Here is a 19,515-nt window from a genome sequence, read left to right on the forward strand (position 1 = left end):
CATAAACGGAGGTTCCTCCGGTTAGCAAGTGAGTTGACCCACAGGAGTGAAGAAGTGCGTGCTGACGCTGTCCGCAACCGCGGGTTGCTGCTCGAGGTGGCGCTCGACGCGTTCACCCATGAGAAGGACGTGACGCTCGGCGCCATCGCCAAGAAGGCGGGCGTCGGAATCGGCACCCTGTACCGGCACTTCCCGACCCGCGAGTCGCTGATCGAGGCCGTCTACCGCACCGAGCTGGAGCGCCTCTGCGCCGCCGCACCCGAGCTGCTGGAGACCCACGAGCCGGAAGCGGCGCTGCGGGAGTGGATGGACCTCTTCATCGCCTACATCGCGACGAAGCGCGACCTCAAGGACGCGCTGCAGGCGGTGATCGCCATGGGCGTGAACCCCTTCGAGCACAGCCGCGCCAAGCTGACCGAGGCCATCACGCTGCTGCTCACCCCGCTGGGAGCCACCACCGAACCGCTGGACGTGATGGCGATGCTCGTGGCCGTCGCGCAGTACGCCGACCAGGATCAGGCGAAGCGGATGCTCGACCTCGTCATGGACGGGATCCGTCACGGCGCTGCCCGGACTGCTTCTGATCGAGCTGCTGCCGATCGAACCGCTCGATGAGCCCCGGCACCTCGCTCAGCAGGAACTCGTAGAAGTCCCGCATGTAGACCAGCCTGTCGCGGGCCGGTCCCGGTTCGACCGCCTCGACCCCTGAAGCGACCGCGGACAGGATGTCGTCGATGGGCGCGTGCTGCCTGCCGTACAACGTGGTCCACGCGCGGTCGCGCATCCGGTAGTGCTCACGACGACTGCCGGGCGCCGGCGCCCGCTCGATCAACCCCATCTGCATGATCATCTTGATGGCGCCGGACACCGACCCCGCGCTCGCACCGAGCTCCTCGGTCAGGTCGCCGGCCGTCAGCGACTGCTCGTCGGTGAACAGGAACGCCGCCAGCGTCCGCGCGGCCATCCGCTGCATCCCCGCGCCGACCAGGGTGAGCGCGAGATGCTCTGAGGCTTCTTTTCGGGCTGCCTGCTTGCGCTCTGTCTCGCCCGTCACACCGCACCCGTCCGTCTTCAGAAATTTCTGAACGTTCGCTAGCCTCAATCCTAGGGGGAAGGGGCTGGACATGGCCACTGCACTTGCCAACAGAGCACTGGTCGTGGGCGCTGGGATCGCCGGGCTGGCGACCGCGCTCCGGTTGACCCGCAGCGCCTGGGACGTCGTCGTGCTGGACCACGGCACCCATCATGATCCGGTGCCGCTGCGAGGCCCGGACCGGCACGCCGCACGCCGGTTGGCCGCTCTGCCGCATCCCCTCCACTACGAGACCCGGCACAGCACGGTCACCGCGCTGCACCCGGACCGGTTCGGTGTCACGGTCGCGTTCAACGACCACGACGAGGAGTGGTTCGACATCGTCGTGTGCGCCCAGCCGTGCTGCTCTGCGGAACGATTACCCGGTCTGCGCCTGGAGTCCTGGTCCCGCGACCACGTAGCCCTGCTGTACCGCGCCGTGCGGGCGACCGGGATCCCGCTGAGCGCCGCCGAGCTGCTGGCGGACGCGTTCGACATCTTCCGCGACGACCACACGGCCTTTGCTTGGTGGGAAACCACTCTGAGGCCGCACGCAATTAGGCGGGCCTTTACCCGCGTCCGGTAAGCCTGCGGGTCATGACCACGTTACGGAGACGCACCTTCATCGTGGGCGGCCTCGCGGGAGCGAGCGCCGGGGTCCTCCTCCCCGCACTGGCCAACGCCATCGGCTACCCGTTCACCCTCGGAGTCGCGTCCGGCGAACCGGCGGCCGACGGGTTCGTCATCTGGACCCGCCTCGCCCCCAACCCCCTCAACGCCGACGGCCTCGGCGGCATGCCGAACACCGCCACCGCCGTCGAGTGGCAGGTCGCCACCGACGAACGCTTCACCGCCATCGCCCGCACCGGCACGTTCACGACCCAGCAGGCGAGCGGCCACTCCGTCCACGTCACGCTCACCGGCCTGCAGCCCGGCCGCGAGTACTGGTACCGCTTCCGCACCGGCGGTCACATCTCCCCCGTCGGCCGCGCCCTCACCGCACCGGCCGTCGGCAGCTCGCCCGAGCTGACCATGCTCTTCGCCTCGTGCTCGCACTTCGAGGAGGGCTACTTCACGGCCTACCGGAGGATGGCCGAGGAGAACCCGGACCTGATCCTGCACCTCGGCGACTACATCTACGAAGGCGGCGCCACCACCACGAAGGTCCGCCAGTTCGCGCCCTCCACCGAGATCAGCACGCTGGCCAACTACCGCGTCCGGCACGCCCAGTACAAGACCGACCCGGACCTGCAGGCCGCGCACGCCGCCGCGCCGTGGCTGGTCGTCTGGGACGATCATGAGGTCGAGAACAACTACGCCAACCTCATCCGCAACGACGCGAGCCCGGCCGGTGACTTCAAGGCCCGCCGCGCGGCCGCGTACAAGGCGTACTACGAGCACATGCCGCTGCGCAGCGCCCAAGCGCCGACAGCGGAGAACATGTTGCTGCACCGCAGGGTTCGCTGGGGCAGCCTGGCGACGTTCCACATGCTCGACACCCGCCAGTACCGCCACGACCAGGCGTGCGGAGACGGCACGAAGGTCTGCCCGGCCGCCGACGACCCGGCGCGGTCGCTCACCGGCACGACGCAGGAGACGTGGCTGATCGACGGCCTGCGCCAGAAGCTCGGCACCTGGGACTTCCTGGGCCAGCAGGTGTTCTTCGCGCAACGGCTCGCCGCGGCGGACGGGTCGAAGAGCATGGACGCGTGGGACGGCTACACCGCCAACCGCACGCGCATCCAGAACGCCTGGGACACCAACGGGAACAAGGGCACTGTCGTGCTCACCGGCGACGTGCACCGCAGCTGGGCCGCGAACCTCATGCAGAGCTACCAGTCGCAGAACCGGATCATCGGCACCGAGCTCGTCACCACGTCGATCACGTCCGGCGGTGACGGCAACGCGGCGGACAACTCGTTGAATCCGACGCTGAACCCGCACGTGAAGTACTTCAAGAACCTGCGCGGCTACGTCAAGACCCGCACCAACCCGACCGAGATGCGCGTCGACTTCCGCGCCGTCGACAAGGTCACCGTCCGCGACTACCCGGTGAAGACCGTCGGCAGCTACGTGGTCGAGGCGAACAACCCCGGATTGCAGGCGCCGTGAAGACATTGCTGATCGCCACGCTCTTGCTGGCACCCGCGCCCATGACGTGGTCCACGGTCAACAGCGACTCGACCGGCGACCAGGACAACGCGTCCGTCTCAGCCACCCGCAACGGCTACACGGCCGTCGTGTGGGAGGACGACCGGGACACCACGAACCCCGCCGATGCCGTGCGCTCCGACGTCTGGATCCGGCTCTACAAAGAAGGAACGTCGCTCTACGAGAAGAAGCTGAGCGCCGGCGGCACCGGGAACTGGCGGCACGTCCAGCCCGACGTGTCGCTGCACGAGAACGGCACCGCGGTCGTCGTGTGGTCGGAAGACCCGGACGGCAACGGTTTCTACAACATCGCGCTCCGCACCGTGAGTGTCGCTGGTGCCGTCTCGGGCACCGGCAGGGCCAACGCGAACGCCGACGGCCAGCAGCACTTCCCCACTGTCGCGGCGGACCCGGACACCGGCGGCTTCGCGGTCGCGTGGGAGGACCAGCAGGGCACCAACCCGTCCACCGTGCGGGTGGCCGGGTTCGCATCGCTGACGTCCAAGACCTACGAGGCCCAGGTCAACAACGCCGGCGGCACCCACGCGAAGCCACGTACCGCGATGGGTGCGGCGGGCAACGCGATCGTGGTGTGGGAGGCGGACGGAGGCGTCGCCCGCAAGATCCTCACCCCGGCCGGCGGCGTGAAGCAGGCGCAAACCACGACGGGACAGGGAAAACGTCCCGTCGTGGCAGCCAACTTCAACGGCGACTTCGCGGTGGCGTGGGAGCAGGCCGGGGTGAAGGTCCAGTCCTTCACCGCCGCGGGTGCGAGTCGCGGCAGCGTCGCGAGCACGACCGGCACCGACCCGCAGATCGGCATCGACGAACAACTCGGGGTCGCGGTGACCACGGCTGAGGCCCAGGACGTCTACACGAGCGTCTACAACCCGACGGGACCACCACCGGCCGCCCGGCACGGCAGCTCACGGTCTCGAACGCCACGGGCAGGCAGGACGAGCCCGCTGTCGGCGTCGACCCGTGGGGCCGCGTCACCGTCGTCTACACCGACGACAACGACGGCAACGGGTTCGACCAGATCTACCTCGGAACGGGCCTGACCACCCAGGCGTGGTGATCTAGCGCTGGTCCAGAGGCCGGCGTCGCTGGTGCACGTCCACCAGCGACGCCGGCCTCTGGACCCGCGCTAGATCACCACCCCGGGGTGGTGATCTAGCGCGGGTCCAGAGGCCGGCGTCGCTGGTGCACGTCCACCAGCGACGCCGGCTTCCAGAAGCTCTGCGTGTCGTAGGTGTCGACGCCCGGCGGCACGATCTCGTCGATCCGGTCCAGCACGTCGTCGGTCAACACCAGCGAAGCGGCCTCCAGCAACGACTCCAGCTGCTCCATCGTGCGCGGCCCGGTGATCGCCGAGGTCACCCCCGGATGCGTCGTCGCGAACGCGATCGCCAGCGCCGGCAGCGACACCCCCATCTCATCCGCGAGCTTCGCGAACTGCTCCACCGCGTCGAACTTCGCGGCGTTGCGCGCCAGCGACTCGTCGAACCGGTCCGGGGCCAGGGTCGCCCGGAACGCCTCGCCGCCCGCACCACGCCGGTGCTTGCCCGACAGGAACCCGCCGCCCAGCGGGCTCCACACCAGCACGCCCATCCCGAGCCGCTGCGTGGTCGGCAGCACCGACCGCTCGATCCCCCGCGCCAGCAACGAGTACGGCGGCTGCTCGGTCCGGAACCGCATCAGCCCGCGGTTCAACGCCACGTGGTGGGCCTCGACGATCTCCTCAGCCGGGAACGTCGAGCACCCGAACGCGCGGATCTTCCCGTCCCGCACCAGATCGGTCAGCACCGAGAGCGTTTCCTCGATGTCGGTCGTGTAGTCCGGCCGGTGCACCTGGTACAGGTCGATCCAGTCGGTGCCGAGCCGCCGCAGGCTGTCCTCCACGGCCCGCACGACGTAGCGACGTGAGTTGCCGCTGTTGTTGCGGCCCTCCCCCAGCGGGAAGTGCACCTTCGTGGCGAGCACGACGTCGTCGCGGCGGCCGTTCAGGGCCTTCCCGACGATCTCCTCGGACTCCCCGGCCGAGTACATGTCGGCGGTGTCGACGAAGTTGATGCCCGCGTCGAGTGCGCGGTGGATGATCCGGACGCCCTCTTCGTGGTCGTTGTTGGCAACGCTGCCGAACATCATGGCGCCGAGGCAGTGGTGACTGACCTCGATACCGGTTCCCCCGAGTACGCGATAGCGCATAGTCATGCGGAAAACCTACGAACTAGAGCCGCCTCTAGGTCAAGGGTCGGGTGCGCCGCCTTCCCGCACCCTCGCGCGCGTGGAGCGCGGAACCGGAGAAGGTCTGCACGCCGAACGGAATCGCGCCGAGCCCGGCGGCGATCCAGAGACTCGTGGCGATCGTGGCGTTCCGCTGTGCAGCGACTTCGCCGTTTCGGCTGATGAAGCTCAGTTGCGGAGACGCCGTCGAGTAGATCGTTTGCCCGTAGAAGTAGTCGATCTTGTGATCCACCGCGCGCACGAACTCGACGCCCTGGTCGGTCGTGGTGCCGGAGCCGCTGTCGAGGCGGTAGCTGGACGCGTTGGTCAGCGGTCCCTTGAGCCGAGTCGTCACGGCGGTGGTGGCACACGCGGGATTGCCCCAGAACGTGGTGACGTCCGACCTGGTGCGCGGGGTGGGACTGGGTTCCGGCCCCAACGCCCACGACACCTCCCAGACCAGCGGGAGGTCGACGGTCGTGCGGGTGCGGTCCACCCGGCCGACCGGGTTCTTCGTGTCACTGCGGAACAACACTTGGATGGTGCTCGGGTCACGGCGCACGGCCAGATACCCGCCGTCCAGCGACACGACGAACTGCCGATCAACGGGCGGCAGGCGGAAGGTGAAGTGATCGCCGGGGTACGGCTGGCTCCAGGTGACGGTGTCCGCCAGGGCCGGGCCCTCGACCTGTTGTTCGCCGGTCGTCGACCAGTGGATGGACGGCTTGGCGCCGAGTCCGTTCGGAGTCGTGGCGGTTCCGGCGAGGATCAGCGTCAGAGAGCCGGGCACGGATGCGGGGTCCGCGACGGCCAGCTCGATGAGGATGTCCTGCGCCCAGTACTTGTCCGGGTGAGCGACCTCATCGGCGAAAGGGGGGGCGGTCCCAGTGGGCGTAGTTCGCGGTCATCGTGCATCGGCCGAAGTACAAGGCGTTTCCCGATGCCGGCTGCGGAACGTCGAGCTTGACGTAGTTGTCGGCGGCGAGTTTCTCCTGCGGGATCGGGACGGTCCCCGACTCGTTCAACGCAGAGATGCCTTTGAACAAGCAGAACGCACCGGCAAGCACGATCACCGCGCCCACCACGGGACGCCACGGCATTCGTCGCTCGGTGTCGGCGTCATCCTGTGTCCGGTCTACTTCCACCGGGACGGGCACGCTCAACGCCGTCCCGGGCTTGGCCTGTGCCGCCGGCCTCTTCGCGAGGACGCGCACTGCGGCAAGCAGGACCACAACGGCAACGAGGAGGCTCCTGGGCGATCTTCGCTTCCTCATGTGGCCGCCTCGTGTGCCGATCGACTGTTCCGACCCCACCGACCGACGCACCCGGTGGAAGCCGCCTTTCCGGCACCTATGCTCGGACGCATGAGCTTGAGCATCGGGCAGGTCTCCGAACGCACCGGGCTGAGCGTGCACGCGCTGCGGTTCTACGAGAAGGAGGGCATCCTCGCCAACCAGGTCCACAGAGGACCGGGCGGACGGAGGGTGTACACGCAGCAGGACGTCGACTGGCTGCGCATGTGCATCATGCTGCGCATGTCCGGGATGCCGGTGCCGGAGATCCGCCGCTACACCGAGCTGGTCCGCCAGGGCGACGGCAACGAGCTGCAGCGCCTCGCCATCCTCAAGGAGCACCAGGACCGGGTCCGGCAGCAGATGGACCAGCTGCAGGAGTGCATGGACCTGATCACCCGCAAGGTCGGCATCTACGAGGACTACGTCAATTCGATCGCCGCGAAGGCGGTCGGCCAATAGGCTCGGGCGCATGCCCGTCGTGCTCTCGCTGAACGTCGCCCACAAGACCACCCCGGTCGACTACGCCCGCGCGGGCGTCACCGGCATCGACAAGCGTCCCGTCGACGGACCGCGGGAGGTCCGCGCACCCGGTGCACGCGGCACCGCGGGCAGCGGCATCGCCGGCGACACGATCGGCGACTGGACCGTCCACGGCGGCGACTACCAGGCGGTTTACGGCTACGCCCGCGAAGACCTCGACTGGTGGCAGGGCGAGCTGGGCGTCGACCTGCACAACGGTCAGTTCGGCGAGAACCTGACCACGCAGGGCATCGACCACACGCACGCGCTCGTCGGCGAGCACTGGCGCGTCGGCACGGTGACGCTCGAAGTCACCGGTCCGCGCGTGCCGTGCCGGACGTTTGCTGGCCATCTCGAGCAACACAGCCTCGGCCAGCGCGGGTGGGTCAAGCGGTTCACGCAGGTCGCGCGGCCCGGCGCCTACTTCCGCGTGCTCGAGCCCGGCCGGTTCGCGGCCGGCGACGAGATCACCGTGCTGCACCGGCCGGACCACGACGTCACGGTCGAGCTGTTCTTCCGCGCCGTCACCACGGACGCCGACCTGCTCCCCCGCCTGCTGGTGGCGGGCGACGCGGTGCCGCCCCAGGTGATCGAACTGGTGCACAAGCGCACCACGGTCGAACTCGACTCCTAGCGATCGCGCTCCAGGACGAAGACCGGGATCACTCGGCCGGTCTTCTCCTGGTACTCGGCGTACGCCGGATACGCGGCGACCGCGCGTTCCCACCACTCGGCCTTCTCGGCACCGGTGATCTCACGGGCCGTCATGTCCTGGCGCACGGCTCCGTCCTGGAGCTCCACCCGCGGGTCGGCCTTGATGTTGAAGTACCAGACCGGGTGCCCTGGGGAACCGCCGTTCGAGGCCACGGCGGCGTACCGGCCCTCGTGCTCCACGCGCATCAGCGGGATCTTGCGGAGCTTGCCGCTCTTCGCGCCCAGGGTCGTGAGAAGGACGATGGGCAGGCCTGTGTCCCAGAGCGTGTTCGCCTGCGTGCCGCCTGAACTCTCGTACAGCTCGGCCTGCTCGCGGACCCACTGCACCGGGTGCGGCGCGTACTCACCCTCAAGAGGCATCGTCGTCACCGTTCCTAACGAGCCGGAAACTTCCTGACCCAGCGCTTTTGCCACGGCGTTTCGACCGCGCGGCGGTGGTAATTCGCGCGCGTCCACGCCACGGCCTCGTCCGCCGGCACACCCGCCAGCACGGCCAGGCAAGAGATCACCGTCCCGGTCCGCCCGACGCCGCCACTGCACGCCACCTCGACGCGTTCGCCGGCCAGCGCGCGGGCGTGCAGGGCCCGAATCAGCGTGATCGCGGCGTCATGATCACGCGGAAGGCGGAAATCGGGCCAGTCGATCCAGTCGTGCGGCCACGGCACGTCGACAGGTCGGGGCTGCAGATACACCCCGTACTCCGGGTGCGGCTCCACGAGCTTGCCGTCTCGCAGACCACGCCCCGTCACCACCGCTCCGTCAGGTAGCTCGATCGTCTTCAAGAACCCCGCCCCTAAGAAAACACTGTCCCCAAGTCGTCGCATTGCGCGAATTGTATGAAATTCTGTCATGTCTACTTCGCCGAATTCCTCCATTCGTACTACGCTCGCGAATCGGCTTACCGGCGAGTAGATCGTGTCCGATGGGTGGTGACAGGTGCGACGAGGCACCAGGAACGACGGGCGGTTCACCGGGCTGACGGTCCTTGTGGCGGCAACCGGCTTCGTGCTGTTCCTACCGCCGCTGCTCACCGTCGCGAACGACGGAGGCACCGTCGCGGGAGTGCCCGCGGTGGCCGCCTACCTCTTCGGCGCGTGGCTGGTCGTCATCGCACTGGTCGCCTTCCTCGTCCGCCGGTCGGGCTGAGCTGAGAATGCTCCAGACCTGGTTCCTCGTCGGTGTGTCCGTCGCCTACCTCGGCGTGCTGTTCGCCATCGCGTTCTACGGTGACCGCCGCGCCGACGCCGGCCGCAGCATCGTCGGCCGCGGCACGATCTACGCGCTCTCGCTGGCCGTCTACGCGACGTCCTGGACGTACTACGGCAGCGTGGGCAGGGCGGCGTCCACGGGCGTGGGCTTTCTGTCGATCTACCTCGGCCCGACGATCATGCTAGCGCTCGGCTGGCTGGTGCTGCGGCGGATCATCCACATCAGCCACCGGCACCGCATCACGAGCCTCGCCGACTTCGTGTCCGCCCGCTACGGCAAGAGCGTGCGGCTCGGCGGGCTGATCGCGGCCATCGCCGTCGTCGGTGTCGTGCCGTACATCGCCTTGCAGCTCAAGGCGGTCTCCAACACGTTCGAGATCATCCGCCGCGCGCCGGAGGTCACCCCGTCGTCCGCGCTGGGCCAGGTGCCGCTGCTCGAGGACACCGCGCTGTACGTGGCGTTGCTGCTCGCGGGCTTCACGATCCTGTTCGGCACCAGGCATCTCGACGCGACCGAACGTCACGAGGGCATGGTCACCGCGATCGCGTTCGAGTCGGTCGTGAAGCTGGTGGCGTTCGTCGCGGCCGGCATCACCGTGACCTGGGGTCTCTACAACGGTTTCGGCGACCTCTTCAGCCAGGCGGCGCAGGCCGGGCACACCGCGTTGTTCACGCTCGGCGACTCGACCGGCACCTGGGTGTGGCTGAACGTGTTGTCGCTCTTCGCGATCGTGCTGCTGCCGCGCCAGTGGCAGGTCGGCGTGGTGGAGAACGTCGACGAACGGCACGTCAAGCAGGCCATGTGGATGACGCCCCTGTACATGCTGTTGATCAGCGTGTTCGTGCTGCCGATCGCGGCGGCGGGCCTGCTGCGGTTCGGCGCGGGCGGCGACGCGGACACGTTCGTGCTGACCGTGCCGATGGCGGCGGGCATGGACGCGTTGGCACTGCTGGTGTTCGTCGGCGGCCTGAGCGCGGCGACCGGCATGATCATCGTGGAGACCGTGGCGCTGTCCACCATGGTGTCGAACTCGATCGTCGTGCCGATGCTGCTGCGCCGCAACTACTCCGGCAGGCTCGCGCGGCTGATCCTGATCACCCGGCGCGTGACGATCGTGGCCATCCTGCTGCTCGGCTACGCGTACTTCCGGCTGACCGGCGAGAGCACCGCCCTGGTGTCGATGGGACTCGTGTCGTTCGCCGCGGTCGCGCAGTTCGCACCCGCGATCATCGGCGGCCTGTACTGGAAGGGCGGCACCCGCGACGGCGTCATGGCGGGCCTCGTGGGCGGGTTCGCCGTGTGGACGTACACGTTGCTGCTGCCCAACTTCGCCACCGCGGGCTGGGTGCCGCGCGGGTTCCTCGACGACGGTCCGTTCGGCATCGAGGCACTGCGCCCGGAACACCTGCTCGGCATCACCGGCATGGACAACATCAGCCACGGCATGTTCTGGAGCATGCTCGTCAACGTCGGCTGCTACGTCGTGGTCTCGCTGGCCGGCCGCCCGCAGGCCCGCGAACAGGCCCAGGCGGTGCTGTTCGTCGACGCCCTGCACGACCCGTCCCGGCCGCGGCTGTGGCGCAAGGGCGTCTCCGTGCAGGCACTGCACGAGGTCCTGGTCCGCTCCATGGGCCACCGCGCGGCCGCCAAAGCACTCGACGGCGTCGACCTGGAGTCCACAAAGGACGCCGACCCGGATCTCGTGCACCACGTGGAAACCGTGCTGGCCGGCGCCGTCGGTGCCGCGTCCGCACGGATGATGCTCACCTCCGTCGCCGGAGAGGAACAGCTCGGCGTCGAGGAGGTCATGGAGATGCTCGACGAGGCCTCCCAGGTGGCGGCACTGGAGGAACGCCACCGCCTGGCACGCGAGCTGCACGACTCCGTCTCCCAGGCGTTGTTCTCGATGACCCTGCACACCCGAGCCGTGGAACTCGCGCTGCAGAAACAGGGCGGCGACCCGGACGGCCCGGTCGCCCGCGGCATCACCGAGCTCCGCAGCCTCACCCAGGACGCGCTCGCCGAGATGCGAGCCTCGCTCTTCCAGCTGCGCCCGGACGCCTTGCGCGAGGACGGCCTGGCCGAGGCGATCCGCAAGCAGTCGGCCGCGATCGCCTCCCGTGAAGGCGTCGTCATCGCGGTAGAGGCACCGGGCTACCGGTTGTCCCTGGACGAACGCGCGGAGGAGGAGATGTTCCGCGTGGTCCAGGAGGCCGTGCACAACGCGATCAAGCACGCCGACCCCGCGCGGATCGACATCCTGCTGTTCGAGGACGACGGCGTGGTCATAGAAGTGTCCGATGACGGAACAGGATTCGACCCCGCTACGGTCTCCTCCAGCGGCATGGGCCTCGTGAGCATGCGGGAGCGGATGAAACGGATCGGTGGCGATCTCGTCATCGACAGCAGCCCGGCGGGATCCACCACGGTCCGCGCGGTGCTGCCCTTGGGAACGGCGCAGGCAGGAGAGCAGCGATGAGCACGATCCGGGTGTTCCTCGTCGACGACCACGCGGTGGTGCGACGCGGCATGCGGGCGTTCTTCGAGATGCTGGACGACATCGAGGTCGTGGGCGAGGCGGGCGACGGCCAGGCCGCCCTCGACGAGCTCGCGGTCCGCGCCACCGCCGACGACCTGCCCGACGTCGTGCTCATGGACCTGCTGATGCCCCGCCTGGACGGCATCGGCGCCACGAAGGCGATCAAGCAGCTCTACCCCCAGGTCGAGGTCGTCGCGCTGACCTCGTTCTCCGAAGCCGAACGCGTCCACGTCGCTCTTGAGGCCGGCGCCGCGGGGTACCTGTTGAAGGACGCCGAGGCCGATCAGGTGGGTGCGGCGGTGCGCGCGGCCATGCGGGGTCAGGTGCACCTCGATCCTGCCGTCGCTCGTACGTTGACCCGCTCGTTGGTCGCGCCGCAACGGACCGCTACCGCGCTCACGCCTCGGGAGCGCGAGATTCTGGTGCTGGTGGCGCACGGGAAGTCGAACCGGGACATCGCTGAGGCTCTGGTGATCTCTGAGCGGACCGCGCGCACGCACGTGTCGAACGTGCTCAACAAGCTCGGGCTGGCGTCGCGGACGCAGGCGGCGCTGTGGGCGGTGCGCGAGGGCCTGGTGACCGGGCCGTGACCGGGGGCCGTTGACGGCTCGGTTCGTCGGAGCGGTGGGCGGGCATGCGGATGAGCGGCATCGGGGCGACCGCGCTGGAAAGCGCACTCGGCGTCGCTTTGCCGCTGCGTTCCGGGTGTTCGTGCTCTGCGTGGGGACGGACGCGAGGTCCGGGTTGCACGGCCTGGGCGACCTTCGAGCGGGGCATCGCCGCCGGTCCGTTTCCGCTAGCCCCACCTCGACATCGGACGCCAGACTGCGGCGACTTTGATGCCGCCCCGAAACCGATGGAGTCCTGCCCGCACCCGGTGCGTCCACGGCTTGGATCTGGTCGCGCCGCCGCTCGCCCGACGCCGACCTTCGACGAGTGGTACGGGGCCTGGCTCACCAACAAGCTCACCGCGCTACAGGAATAGCAGCACCACGAGCGGTGGGATGCCTTCCGCTGCAACCCCTCCCCACGCCTGGTTGCGCGGCCTGCTCATCGACAGCTGGTCCGCCACGGCCAGCACCACGCTGCCCAGCACCATGAACAGCGACACGTAGATCACCAGCGTGCGCCCGACCAGTTCCGAGCCTGAGTGGACCGCGACGAGCCCGGCGATCAGGCCGCACGCCAGGAACAGGTTGTAGAAGCCCACCCCGAACGCCCACAACCGGATCGCCGGCACGTCCGAGGCCGGCTGGCGGAACACCGAGTGGTGGACGCGGTGGATCAGGAACGCCTCCCACACCCACACCACCAGGTGCACCAGCGCCGCGACCGCAGCCGCGAGCTGGGACACGACGCTCACAGCGTTACCCCGTGACGCGGCAGGGCCTCCAGCCCGTGCGCGGACAGGTCGCGGAAGAACGCGCCCATCACGTCGCCCACCGCGAAGGCCAGGAACTGGACCGATGGCGTGTGGACGGTGAACGTGTGCGGTGCGTCCGCGGGGATCGTGATGGCGTCGCCCGGCGACAGGTCGTGCAGTTCGCCGTCGAGCAGCACGGCCATGCGTCCGTGCAACACGTAGTAGGCCTTTGGCCACGGGGTGCGGTGTGGTGGCGCGGCCTCGCCTCGGGGCGCGTCCACCTCGAACAGCTCGTAGGCGCCGTCGGTGAGCGACGCCGGAATGCGGACGGTGACTGTTGCGTCGGGCGCGGTCAGTTCCTCGCCCTCGCCTGCGGTGGTCATCATGCCGGGAAGCGTGCGCGCGAGACCGAAGCACGCGTATCCCGGAAAACTGGGATGCCCTCAGAACCGTGCGAAAGCGCATACTTCGAACCGTGTGGGAGGGTCGGGCGCAAGGCGTGCGACGCGACGTGACGGCACTGGCGGGAGCCGGGCTGGACGTCGCGGAGCTGCACGCGGCGGCCATCGCGCTGGTCGACCGGGTGGTTCCGTGCGAGCTCACGTGCTGGGCGTCGATGGACCCCGACTCCGGCGCGATCAGTTCGATGACCAGCGGCGCCAACCGGATCCCGCTGCAGTACGAGCCGATGCTCGCGAGCTGCGAGTACACCCCGGGTGAGCCGCACACGTTCACCGAACTGGCGCGCCGCGGTGACACGGTGGCGCGGCTGGAGGACAAGCGGTCGACGCGGCTCAACGAGGTCTGGCGGCCGTTGGGGCTCAATCACGAGCTGCGCGCGCTGTTCTGGGCCGACGACACGTGCTGGGGTGCGGCGGGAATCGTGCGCACGACCGAATTCAGCGAACGCGAGATGGAGTTCATGGCATCGGTGGCTCCCGCGCTCGGAGCCGCCACCCGCGTCGCGGCGAGGACCGCGGCGCGACGGACCGGCACGCCGGCCATCGTCGTGGTCGCGAAAGACGGGTCTGTGCGTTCGTCGACCGCCGAAGCGGCGTACTGGCGCGAAGAACTCGAACAGGTCGCCAAGGGCCGGTTCGCGGTGATGCTGCGCGCCGCCGCCGCAGGCGCCAGAGCCGGGACGTTCAAGGCCCGCGTCCGCGACGCGCACGGCGGGTGGATCCTGCTGGAAGCGAGCGAACTCCTCAGCGACCAAAGCCACGACGAACGTGACAGCGAAGCCGCGGTGACCATCAGCCGGGCGTCGGGAGCCGAGCTGACGACCCTCCTGCTGAAGGCCTACGGGGTGACCGCCCGCGAGCAGGACATCTGCCACGAGGTCCTGGCCGGACAGTCCACGGCGGAGATCGCGGCACGGCTGACGATCTCGCCGTACACCGTGCAGGACCATCTCAAATCGGTCTTCGCGAAGTTCGGTGTGCGCAGCCGCGCGGAGCTGGTCGCGAAGCTCTCCTGACAGGACTATCGGGGGATCGAATCGGGAGCCTTGCTCTGCAAGCATGAGCGCCATGTACTCCGACCGCGCCCTGGTCATCGGCGCCGGCTTCGCGGGACTGCTGGCGGCCAGGGTGTTGTCCGAGTCGTACGGCGACGTCGTCGTGGTCGAACGCGACGAGATCGCCGCTGAGATCACTTCTGCGAGCACTTCTGCGATCACTTCTGCGAGCACCTCTGGCACCGCCGGCTACCGCGCGGGCATCCCCCAGGCCCACCACCCGCACGCGTTGCTGGCGCGCGGGGCCGACGCGCTGGAAGCCCTCTTCCCCAAGCTCGGCGCGGAACTGCACGCCGCGGGGGCGGTCCAGGCCGACCTCGGCAGCGACTTCATGAGCCGCGCCCCGGCCGGCTGGGCGCCGCGCGACCCCATCGGGCTGAGCGTGCACTCGGTGACGCGCGTGACGATCGAACGGATCATCCGCCGCCGGGTGCTGAAGCTGCCCAACGTGTCCCTTGTGGACGGTGTCACGATCGACGGTCTGCTGCACGACCGCGGCACCGTCACCGGGGTGCACGGCAGGCGCGCCGGCGAACCCTTCACCGACTACGCGGACCTCGTGGTCGACGCGTCGGGCCGCAACAGCAAGCTGGTGTCGTGGCTCGCGGAGCACGGCGTGCACTGCCCGGCACCGATGATCGTCAACGGCCACCTCGCCTACACCTCGCGGCTCTACCACGTGAACCACGACCTGAACTTCGACTGGAAGACCGCCTACGAGATCACCCACGCCCCGGACACCAAACGCGGCGGCGCGGTGTCCTCGGTGGACGGCGACCTGTGGTTCGTCACGCTCTTCGGCGCGGGCGGCGACGTCGCCCCGACGGACGACGACGGCTTCCTCGCCTACGCCACCACCCTGCGGTGCCAGGACATCGCGGAGATCATCAAGACCGCGACCCCGGCGTCGAAGATCTACCGGGTCGGCAACCTGCGCAGCCGCTGGAACCGGTTCCACAAGGTCCCGAACTGGCCGCGCGGCCTGCTCGCGCTCGGCGACTCCGTGCTCTCCCTCAACCCCGTCTACGGCCACGGCATGACCCTCGCCGCACTGAACTGCGCCGACCTCCGAGAGCTCCTCAAGAACCACGACCTGGCCAAGGAACCGCTCGTGTTCCAGCGCGCGGTCGCGAAGACCGGCCAGATCCCGTGGATGTCGGCCACCACGACCGACCTCGGCTGGAGCACCAAGAAGCTGCCGCTGAGCACGAGGTTCGCCCACTGGTACGCGAAGCGGCTGTTCGAGGTCATCCCCGGCAACCAGGAGGTCTACCGGTCGTTCATCCGCGTCTCGCAGATGGTCGACCACCCGGCGAGGCTCTTCCGGCCCGCGGTGCTCATGAGGGTGCTCAGCGGATCGCGCCCTCGGGCCAAAGCACGGTGACCGGCACACCCCGCGACCGCGCGTAAGCCACCACGTCGGCCGTACCGCCGACCCCACGACCGGGCTGGCCGTCCCACACCGCGAGCAACGACTCGGCCTGGTCGACCATCCGCTTGCCCGCCTCCATGTACGCCTCCGGGTCCGGGGTGACGTACGGCAGCTGCACCACCTTGCCGGCCCGCGCCAGCAACCGGTCGTACACCGGCCGGAACTCCTCGGGCAACGACTCCCGGTACTCCAGCGCGGGCAGCACCGCGACGAGCGACCCGCCCGCGTCCAGCACGGCCTGCGCGAACACCGCGTCCGCCCCGTCCGCCAGACAGGAGACCCCCACAACGTCCGCACTGGAAGCAACAGCAGCGCGGATCATCTTGTCGATCTCCGCCTCCAGCTCGGCGGAGAGCCCACGATGTCCGGTGATGGCGAGCTGCGTCATCCACGCAGGATAAGGCCCTGGGGCCGGCGTCGGGGTCTGTGTTCGATGAGAGTCGCGCCTGAGGTGGTTCCTGGTGGTGCGGCCGGACGATGTGCATACCGTGTCGTATGTGGGTCGTCCGGCCGTGCCGCCAGGGGCCGCCTCAGGCCCGGCTATCGCGGACACAGACCCCGACGCCGGTCCTAGAGCGGAATCATGCCGCCTGATCTGCGTTCCCGGGACGACGCCAGCACCTCGACTATTCGCCGTCGGGTGGAACCAGGCGAGATCACCTCGTCGACAACACCCAGCTCCAACGCGCGAGCGACCCCGCCCGCGGCCAGTTCCTGCTCCTGCACCAACGTCCGGCGCAACGCCTCCCGCGACTCGACCGGCTCCGCGGCCAACCGCCCCCGGTGCAGGATCTCCACCGCCGCCGACGCGCCCATCACGGCCACCTCGGCGTCCGGCCACGCGAACACCGCCGTGGCACCGAGCGACCGCGAGTTCATCACGACGTACCCGCCGCCGTAGATCTTGTGCGGCACCACGGTCACCCGCGGCACCGAAGCGGAAGCAAAGGCGTGCAACAACTTCGCACTGCGCCGAGCCGCATCCACAACATCCGCCACCACCACGAGAGGCACCCGCAACGCATCGCACATCCGCACGAACCGCGCGGCCTTCGCAGCGGCAGCACCGTCGAGCTGCCCGTTGTTCGCGACAACTCCGACCGTGTGCCCGCCCATCCGGCCCAACGCGATGACGATGTTCGGCGCAGTCCGAGCCTGCAGCTCGACCGCACACGAGTCGAACATCGCCAACGCCAACTCCCGCGCCGGCAGCAGCTCCGCCAGGAGCATCTCCTGATCCGCCACGGCCGAGTAGTACCCGCGGTCCCCCAGCAACGACGTGACCAGCCGCGCCTGTTCCACTGCCAGCAAGTCGGACGAGCACACGACATCGGCCTCGGACCCGCCCGGCCCCGCGATCACGACGTCCGACAGCACCGGCCCGTAGCCGCCGTCCGCACACGAAGGCCCCAGCACCACGCAGATCTGCGGCACCCGCCCGGACGCCCGCACCATCGCGGCGAACACGTGCCCGACACCGTCCAGCGCGTCGACGCCCTCAGCAAGCCGCACCCCGGCCGAATGCCACAGCCCCAGCACCGGAACGCCTTCGCGCGCCGCGGAATCCACCGCCCACACGATCCGCGCGCAACCGTCGGCCCCGAGCGAACCACCCGAGGACGTCGCGTAAGCGATCACCGCACGACCGAACACATACCCTCGGGCGATCACCACGCCCGAACTGTCCTCTTCAGACAGAAGTCTCAGAGTCCCGCTGTCGCACAACGACTCCAGTCGAACAACTGGGTCACGAAGGTCCATCTCACGCCGCCAGGCACAGATCGGAGGCCGCCAGGTGCGACCGCAACGACCGCAACGCCGAGTGCACGCGGGACTTCACCGTGCCGACCGGGATGCCGAGCACCGCGGACACCTCGTCCGGGCTGCGGCCGTGCAGGTACATGTGCACGACGACCTCGCGCCGGTTCGGTGTCAGCTTCGCCATCGCCTCGGCGAGCGTGATCGAGTCGACGACGCGCGAGATCTCACAGCGTGCCGTGGGAAGGTGGGCCAGCGCGGCGTCCCCCGCCTCCTGCGGGCGGCGGTTGCGGTGCCGGACCCGGTCGACGACGAGGTTGCGCGCGACGGTCACGAGCCACGGTCTGGCCGCCTCGGGGCGGTGCGCGAGACGCGGTGTGCGCCAGGCCCGCAGGAACGTCTCCTGCAGGATGTCCTCGGCGAGGTGCGCGTCGCCGTTCGTCAGCGTGCGCAGGTACTTGTGCACCGAACGGCCGTGCATCCGGTAGATGTCCGCGAGAACCCGGCTGTCGAGCGTATCGGTGGCCGTACCGACGCGAGTTGTTGTCCCGGCGATGGTGCTCACGATGGTCATGTCGCTCGCCTTCCGGGGTGTGGGGTGTGGTGGTTAGAACTGTGCTCCGTGCCACACCCCGTCCGGATCGGTCGGCCGACCGAACCTGCCCGCGTAGTTGCGGAACCCCCGACCGGGACCGAAGTCCGGCCACTCCTACGTCATGTGTCCTACTCCGGAGAAGACCCACCAGAAGGCGCCCTGTGCGCGGCGAGCAACGCGCTGACCAAGAGATCCGAGTAGCCGTCCTTGGCGAGGAACGTGTACGCGCCGGCCGCGATCGCGCTGTCCGCGCACGCGTTGTTCAGACTCATCGCCACGACAGGAATCCCGTGCTGCTGGGCGAAGACCTTGAGCAACGACAGGCCATCCCGTTCCGTGGGCATCAGAACGTCAACGATGGCAACACAAGGCGACGTGGCCTCCGCCAGCCGCACGGCCAGCTCGGCGCTCCCCGCCTCACCGACGACCTCGAACTCCGGGTGCGCCAGCAGAAAAGTCCGCATGGCGCTGCGCACCCGCGCGTCGTCGTCGACGATCAGCACGCGGATGGGCCCTCGCCCGTCGGTCACCTTCAACGGGCCCTCCAACCAGCCGCCACCTACCCCTGGGACATACCACGGGCATCCACGAGAAGTAGACGCCCGTGGATGCCCGTCATTGGAGCGGCGAATGACTGCACTCAGGCGAGACGTTTGTCGCGGTTCTGGCCGCCACCCGACAGAACAGACTCGGCGACGGACAGGTAGTGAGTGTTCGTCATGACTCCGAGGATGTTCCCGAACGGGTCGATCACCGACGCCGTCACGAAACCCTCACCCCGCACACGGGGTTCGTCGTGCGTCTTCGCGCCGAGCTCCTGCAACCGGGCCAGCGTCGCCTCAAGATCGTCCACCGCCCAGAACACGATCTCGCCTCCCGGAGCGTCGGACGGCGTCACCTCGAACCTGCGCGAAACGATCCCCAGCTCGGCCTGGTAGTCGCCGATCCGGAACTCCGCGTACCCCAGCTCCCCGTCCGGAGCGTTCCGCGCGAAGTAGGCCTCAACGCCGAGGAACGACGCGTACCAGTCACGCGCCTCCGCGACGTCGTCAGCGAAGTAGGTCACGGTCGACATGCCACGCAACATGATGATCTTCCTCCAACAACTTTGGGGTGTTGTCATCCA

24 protein-coding genes are annotated in these 19,515 nt (G+C 68.9%); 11 read left to right on the forward strand and 13 right to left on the reverse strand.

Annotated features, from left to right (window positions below):
• Positions 1–54 precede the first annotated feature (54 nt).
• A complete protein-coding gene (locus LFM09_RS43050) occupies positions 55–615 on the forward strand; it encodes a TetR/AcrR family transcriptional regulator (protein WP_414102403.1) in 561 nt (186 codons plus the stop codon).
• On the opposite strand, the gene LFM09_RS43055 is transcribed toward LFM09_RS43050, so the two are convergent.
• Positions 542–1,054, reverse strand: a complete 513-nt coding sequence (locus tag LFM09_RS43055) for a GbsR/MarR family transcriptional regulator (protein WP_414102404.1) — start codon at positions 1,052–1,054, stop codon at positions 542–544. The two genes, LFM09_RS43050 and LFM09_RS43055, sit on opposite strands and share 74 nt — an antisense overlap.
• 70 nt (positions 1,055–1,124) lie before the next feature.
• Here LFM09_RS43055 and LFM09_RS43060 point away from each other — a divergent pair, with 70 nt between their 5' ends.
• From LFM09_RS43060 to LFM09_RS43070, 3 genes are read left to right on the forward strand one after another with little or no spacing between them, the layout of a single operon-like run.
• On the forward strand, positions 1,125–1,658 hold the full coding sequence (locus LFM09_RS43060; RefSeq protein WP_414102405.1) for an FAD-dependent oxidoreductase: 534 nt from the start codon (positions 1,125–1,127) through the stop codon (positions 1,656–1,658).
• A gap of 11 nt (positions 1,659–1,669) precedes the next feature.
• The gene (locus tag LFM09_RS43065) at positions 1,670–3,184 is read left to right on the forward strand and encodes an alkaline phosphatase D family protein (RefSeq protein WP_414102406.1); all 1,515 of its coding nucleotides are present in this window, start codon (positions 1,670–1,672) and stop codon (positions 3,182–3,184) included.
• Positions 3,181–4,284: a hypothetical protein gene (locus LFM09_RS43070; RefSeq protein WP_414102407.1), complete on the forward strand. Its 1,104-nt coding sequence runs from the start codon at positions 3,181–3,183 to the stop codon at positions 4,282–4,284. The genes LFM09_RS43065 and LFM09_RS43070 overlap by 4 nt, the downstream gene beginning before the upstream one ends.
• Before the next feature lie 112 nt (positions 4,285–4,396).
• Here LFM09_RS43070 and LFM09_RS43075 read toward each other — a convergent pair whose 3' ends face one another.
• The 3 genes from LFM09_RS43075 to LFM09_RS43085 form a co-directional block, all read right to left on the reverse strand.
• Positions 4,397–5,431 carry an aldo/keto reductase gene (locus LFM09_RS43075; protein WP_414102459.1) on the reverse strand — a complete coding sequence of 345 codons (1,035 nt, stop codon included), beginning with the start codon at positions 5,429–5,431 and terminating at the stop codon, positions 4,397–4,399.
• 34 nt (positions 5,432–5,465) lie between these two features.
• On the reverse strand, positions 5,466–6,239 hold the full coding sequence (locus LFM09_RS43080) for a hypothetical protein (protein ID WP_414102408.1): 774 nt from the start codon (positions 6,237–6,239) through the stop codon (positions 5,466–5,468).
• A gap of 70 nt (positions 6,240–6,309) precedes the next feature.
• Entirely contained in the window at positions 6,310–6,723 is a 414-nt protein-coding gene (locus tag LFM09_RS43085; RefSeq protein WP_414102409.1) for a hypothetical protein, read from the reverse strand.
• Positions 6,724–6,813: 90 nt separating this feature from the next.
• Here LFM09_RS43085 and LFM09_RS43090 point away from each other — a divergent pair, with 90 nt between their 5' ends.
• Together LFM09_RS43090 and LFM09_RS43095 are read left to right on the forward strand one after the other, a co-directional pair.
• Positions 6,814–7,203, forward strand: coding sequence for a MerR family transcriptional regulator (locus LFM09_RS43090; RefSeq protein WP_414102410.1), 390 nt, complete (start codon positions 6,814–6,816; stop codon positions 7,201–7,203).
• Between the two features lie 10 nt (positions 7,204–7,213).
• Positions 7,214–7,897 carry an MOSC domain-containing protein gene (locus tag LFM09_RS43095; RefSeq protein ID WP_414102411.1) on the forward strand — a complete coding sequence of 228 codons (684 nt, stop codon included), beginning with the start codon at positions 7,214–7,216 and terminating at the stop codon, positions 7,895–7,897.
• Here LFM09_RS43095 and LFM09_RS43100 read toward each other — a convergent pair.
• Positions 7,894–8,337, reverse strand: coding sequence for a nitroreductase family deazaflavin-dependent oxidoreductase (locus LFM09_RS43100; RefSeq protein WP_414102412.1), 444 nt, complete (start codon positions 8,335–8,337; stop codon positions 7,894–7,896). The two genes, LFM09_RS43095 and LFM09_RS43100, sit on opposite strands and share 4 nt — an antisense overlap.
• 14 nt (positions 8,338–8,351) lie before the next feature.
• Positions 8,352–8,801: a protein-tyrosine phosphatase family protein gene (locus LFM09_RS43105; RefSeq protein ID WP_414102460.1), complete on the reverse strand. Its 450-nt coding sequence runs from the start codon at positions 8,799–8,801 to the stop codon at positions 8,352–8,354.
• Between the two features lie 112 nt (positions 8,802–8,913).
• On the opposite strand from LFM09_RS43105, the gene LFM09_RS43110 reads away from it, so the two are divergent.
• From LFM09_RS43110 to LFM09_RS43120, 3 genes are read left to right on the forward strand one after another with little or no spacing between them, the layout of a single operon-like run.
• Positions 8,914–9,123 carry a hypothetical protein gene (locus tag LFM09_RS43110; RefSeq protein WP_414102413.1) on the forward strand — a complete coding sequence of 70 codons (210 nt, stop codon included), beginning with the start codon at positions 8,914–8,916 and terminating at the stop codon, positions 9,121–9,123.
• Positions 9,124–9,130: 7 nt separating this feature from the next.
• Positions 9,131–11,665 carry a histidine kinase gene (locus LFM09_RS43115; RefSeq protein ID WP_414102414.1) on the forward strand — a complete coding sequence of 845 codons (2,535 nt, stop codon included), beginning with the start codon at positions 9,131–9,133 and terminating at the stop codon, positions 11,663–11,665.
• The gene (locus LFM09_RS43120; RefSeq protein ID WP_414102415.1) at positions 11,662–12,315 is read left to right on the forward strand and encodes a response regulator; all 654 of its coding nucleotides are present in this window, start codon (positions 11,662–11,664) and stop codon (positions 12,313–12,315) included. Before LFM09_RS43115 ends, LFM09_RS43120 begins: the two co-directional genes overlap by 4 nt.
• A 383-nt stretch (positions 12,316–12,698) precedes the next feature.
• Here the strand turns inward: LFM09_RS43120 and LFM09_RS43125 are convergent, their stop codons facing one another.
• Together LFM09_RS43125 and LFM09_RS43130 are read right to left on the reverse strand one after the other, a co-directional pair.
• The gene (locus LFM09_RS43125; RefSeq protein ID WP_414102416.1) at positions 12,699–13,088 is read right to left on the reverse strand and encodes a DUF1304 family protein; all 390 of its coding nucleotides are present in this window, start codon (positions 13,086–13,088) and stop codon (positions 12,699–12,701) included.
• The gene (locus tag LFM09_RS43130) at positions 13,085–13,474 is read right to left on the reverse strand and encodes a cupin domain-containing protein (RefSeq protein ID WP_414102417.1); all 390 of its coding nucleotides are present in this window, start codon (positions 13,472–13,474) and stop codon (positions 13,085–13,087) included. The genes LFM09_RS43125 and LFM09_RS43130 overlap by 4 nt, the downstream gene beginning before the upstream one ends.
• Positions 13,475–13,563: 89 nt before the next feature.
• Between LFM09_RS43130 and LFM09_RS43135 the strand changes: the two genes are divergently transcribed.
• Both LFM09_RS43135 and LFM09_RS43140 read left to right on the forward strand, forming a co-directional pair.
• The gene (locus LFM09_RS43135) at positions 13,564–14,565 is read left to right on the forward strand and encodes a response regulator transcription factor (RefSeq protein ID WP_414102418.1); all 1,002 of its coding nucleotides are present in this window, start codon (positions 13,564–13,566) and stop codon (positions 14,563–14,565) included.
• A gap of 43 nt (positions 14,566–14,608) precedes the next feature.
• The gene (locus LFM09_RS43140; protein WP_414102419.1) at positions 14,609–15,988 is read left to right on the forward strand and encodes an FAD-dependent oxidoreductase; all 1,380 of its coding nucleotides are present in this window, start codon (positions 14,609–14,611) and stop codon (positions 15,986–15,988) included.
• Here LFM09_RS43140 and LFM09_RS43145 read toward each other — a convergent pair.
• From LFM09_RS43145 to LFM09_RS43165, 5 genes are all read right to left on the reverse strand, one after another.
• Positions 15,954–16,424 (reverse strand): hypothetical protein, encoded by a 471-nt coding sequence (locus tag LFM09_RS43145; RefSeq protein WP_414102420.1) that lies wholly within the window; start codon positions 16,422–16,424, stop codon positions 15,954–15,956. The genes LFM09_RS43140 and LFM09_RS43145 overlap by 35 nt on opposite strands.
• Positions 16,425–16,606: 182 nt before the next feature.
• Complete coding sequence (locus LFM09_RS43150; RefSeq protein WP_414102421.1) at positions 16,607–17,710, reverse strand: carboxyl transferase domain-containing protein; 1,104 nt, start codon at positions 17,708–17,710, stop codon at positions 16,607–16,609.
• 88 nt (positions 17,711–17,798) lie between these two features.
• Complete coding sequence (locus LFM09_RS43155; RefSeq protein ID WP_414102422.1) at positions 17,799–18,368, reverse strand: sigma-70 family RNA polymerase sigma factor; 570 nt, start codon at positions 18,366–18,368, stop codon at positions 17,799–17,801.
• Between the two features lie 149 nt (positions 18,369–18,517).
• Positions 18,518–18,919, reverse strand: coding sequence for a response regulator transcription factor (locus LFM09_RS43160; protein ID WP_414102461.1), 402 nt, complete (start codon positions 18,917–18,919; stop codon positions 18,518–18,520).
• Between the two features lie 110 nt (positions 18,920–19,029).
• A complete protein-coding gene (locus LFM09_RS43165; protein WP_414102423.1) occupies positions 19,030–19,464 on the reverse strand; it encodes a VOC family protein in 435 nt (144 codons plus the stop codon).
• Positions 19,465–19,515 lie beyond the last annotated feature (51 nt).

This window comes from Lentzea alba (genome assembly GCF_047445655.1).
GTDB lineage: Bacteria > Actinomycetota > Actinomycetes > Mycobacteriales > Pseudonocardiaceae > Lentzea > Lentzea alba_A.

Excerpts from the sequence above, each read along its gene's own strand:
- LFM09_RS43060 (WP_414102405.1), top strand. The coding sequence starts at position 1,125 with ATGGCCACTGCACTTGCCAACAGAGCACTGGTCGTGGGCGCTGGGATC.
- LFM09_RS43065 (WP_414102406.1), top strand. The coding sequence starts at position 1,670 with ATGACCACGTTACGGAGACGCACCTTCATCGTGGGCGGCCTCGCGGGA.
- LFM09_RS43075 (WP_414102459.1), bottom strand. The coding sequence starts at position 5,431 with ATGCGCTATCGCGTACTCGGGGGAACCGGTATCGAGGTCAGTCACCAC.
- LFM09_RS43085 (WP_414102409.1), bottom strand. The coding sequence starts at position 6,723 with ATGAGGAAGCGAAGATCGCCCAGGAGCCTCCTCGTTGCCGTTGTGGTC.
- LFM09_RS43090 (WP_414102410.1), top strand. The coding sequence starts at position 6,814 with ATGAGCTTGAGCATCGGGCAGGTCTCCGAACGCACCGGGCTGAGCGTG.
- LFM09_RS43095 (WP_414102411.1), top strand. The coding sequence starts at position 7,214 with ATGCCCGTCGTGCTCTCGCTGAACGTCGCCCACAAGACCACCCCGGTC.
- LFM09_RS43100 (WP_414102412.1), bottom strand. The coding sequence starts at position 8,337 with ATGCCTCTTGAGGGTGAGTACGCGCCGCACCCGGTGCAGTGGGTCCGC.
- LFM09_RS43105 (WP_414102460.1), bottom strand. The coding sequence starts at position 8,801 with ATGCGACGACTTGGGGACAGTGTTTTCTTAGGGGCGGGGTTCTTGAAG.
- LFM09_RS43115 (WP_414102414.1), top strand. The coding sequence starts at position 9,131 with ATGCTCCAGACCTGGTTCCTCGTCGGTGTGTCCGTCGCCTACCTCGGC.
- LFM09_RS43120 (WP_414102415.1), top strand. The coding sequence starts at position 11,662 with ATGAGCACGATCCGGGTGTTCCTCGTCGACGACCACGCGGTGGTGCGA.
- LFM09_RS43130 (WP_414102417.1), bottom strand. The coding sequence starts at position 13,474 with ATGATGACCACCGCAGGCGAGGGCGAGGAACTGACCGCGCCCGACGCA.
- LFM09_RS43140 (WP_414102419.1), top strand. The coding sequence starts at position 14,609 with ATGAGCGCCATGTACTCCGACCGCGCCCTGGTCATCGGCGCCGGCTTC.
- LFM09_RS43145 (WP_414102420.1), bottom strand. The coding sequence starts at position 16,424 with ATGACGCAGCTCGCCATCACCGGACATCGTGGGCTCTCCGCCGAGCTG.
- LFM09_RS43155 (WP_414102422.1), bottom strand. The coding sequence starts at position 18,368 with ATGACCATCGTGAGCACCATCGCCGGGACAACAACTCGCGTCGGTACG.
- LFM09_RS43165 (WP_414102423.1), bottom strand. The coding sequence starts at position 19,464 with ATGTCGACCGTGACCTACTTCGCTGACGACGTCGCGGAGGCGCGTGAC.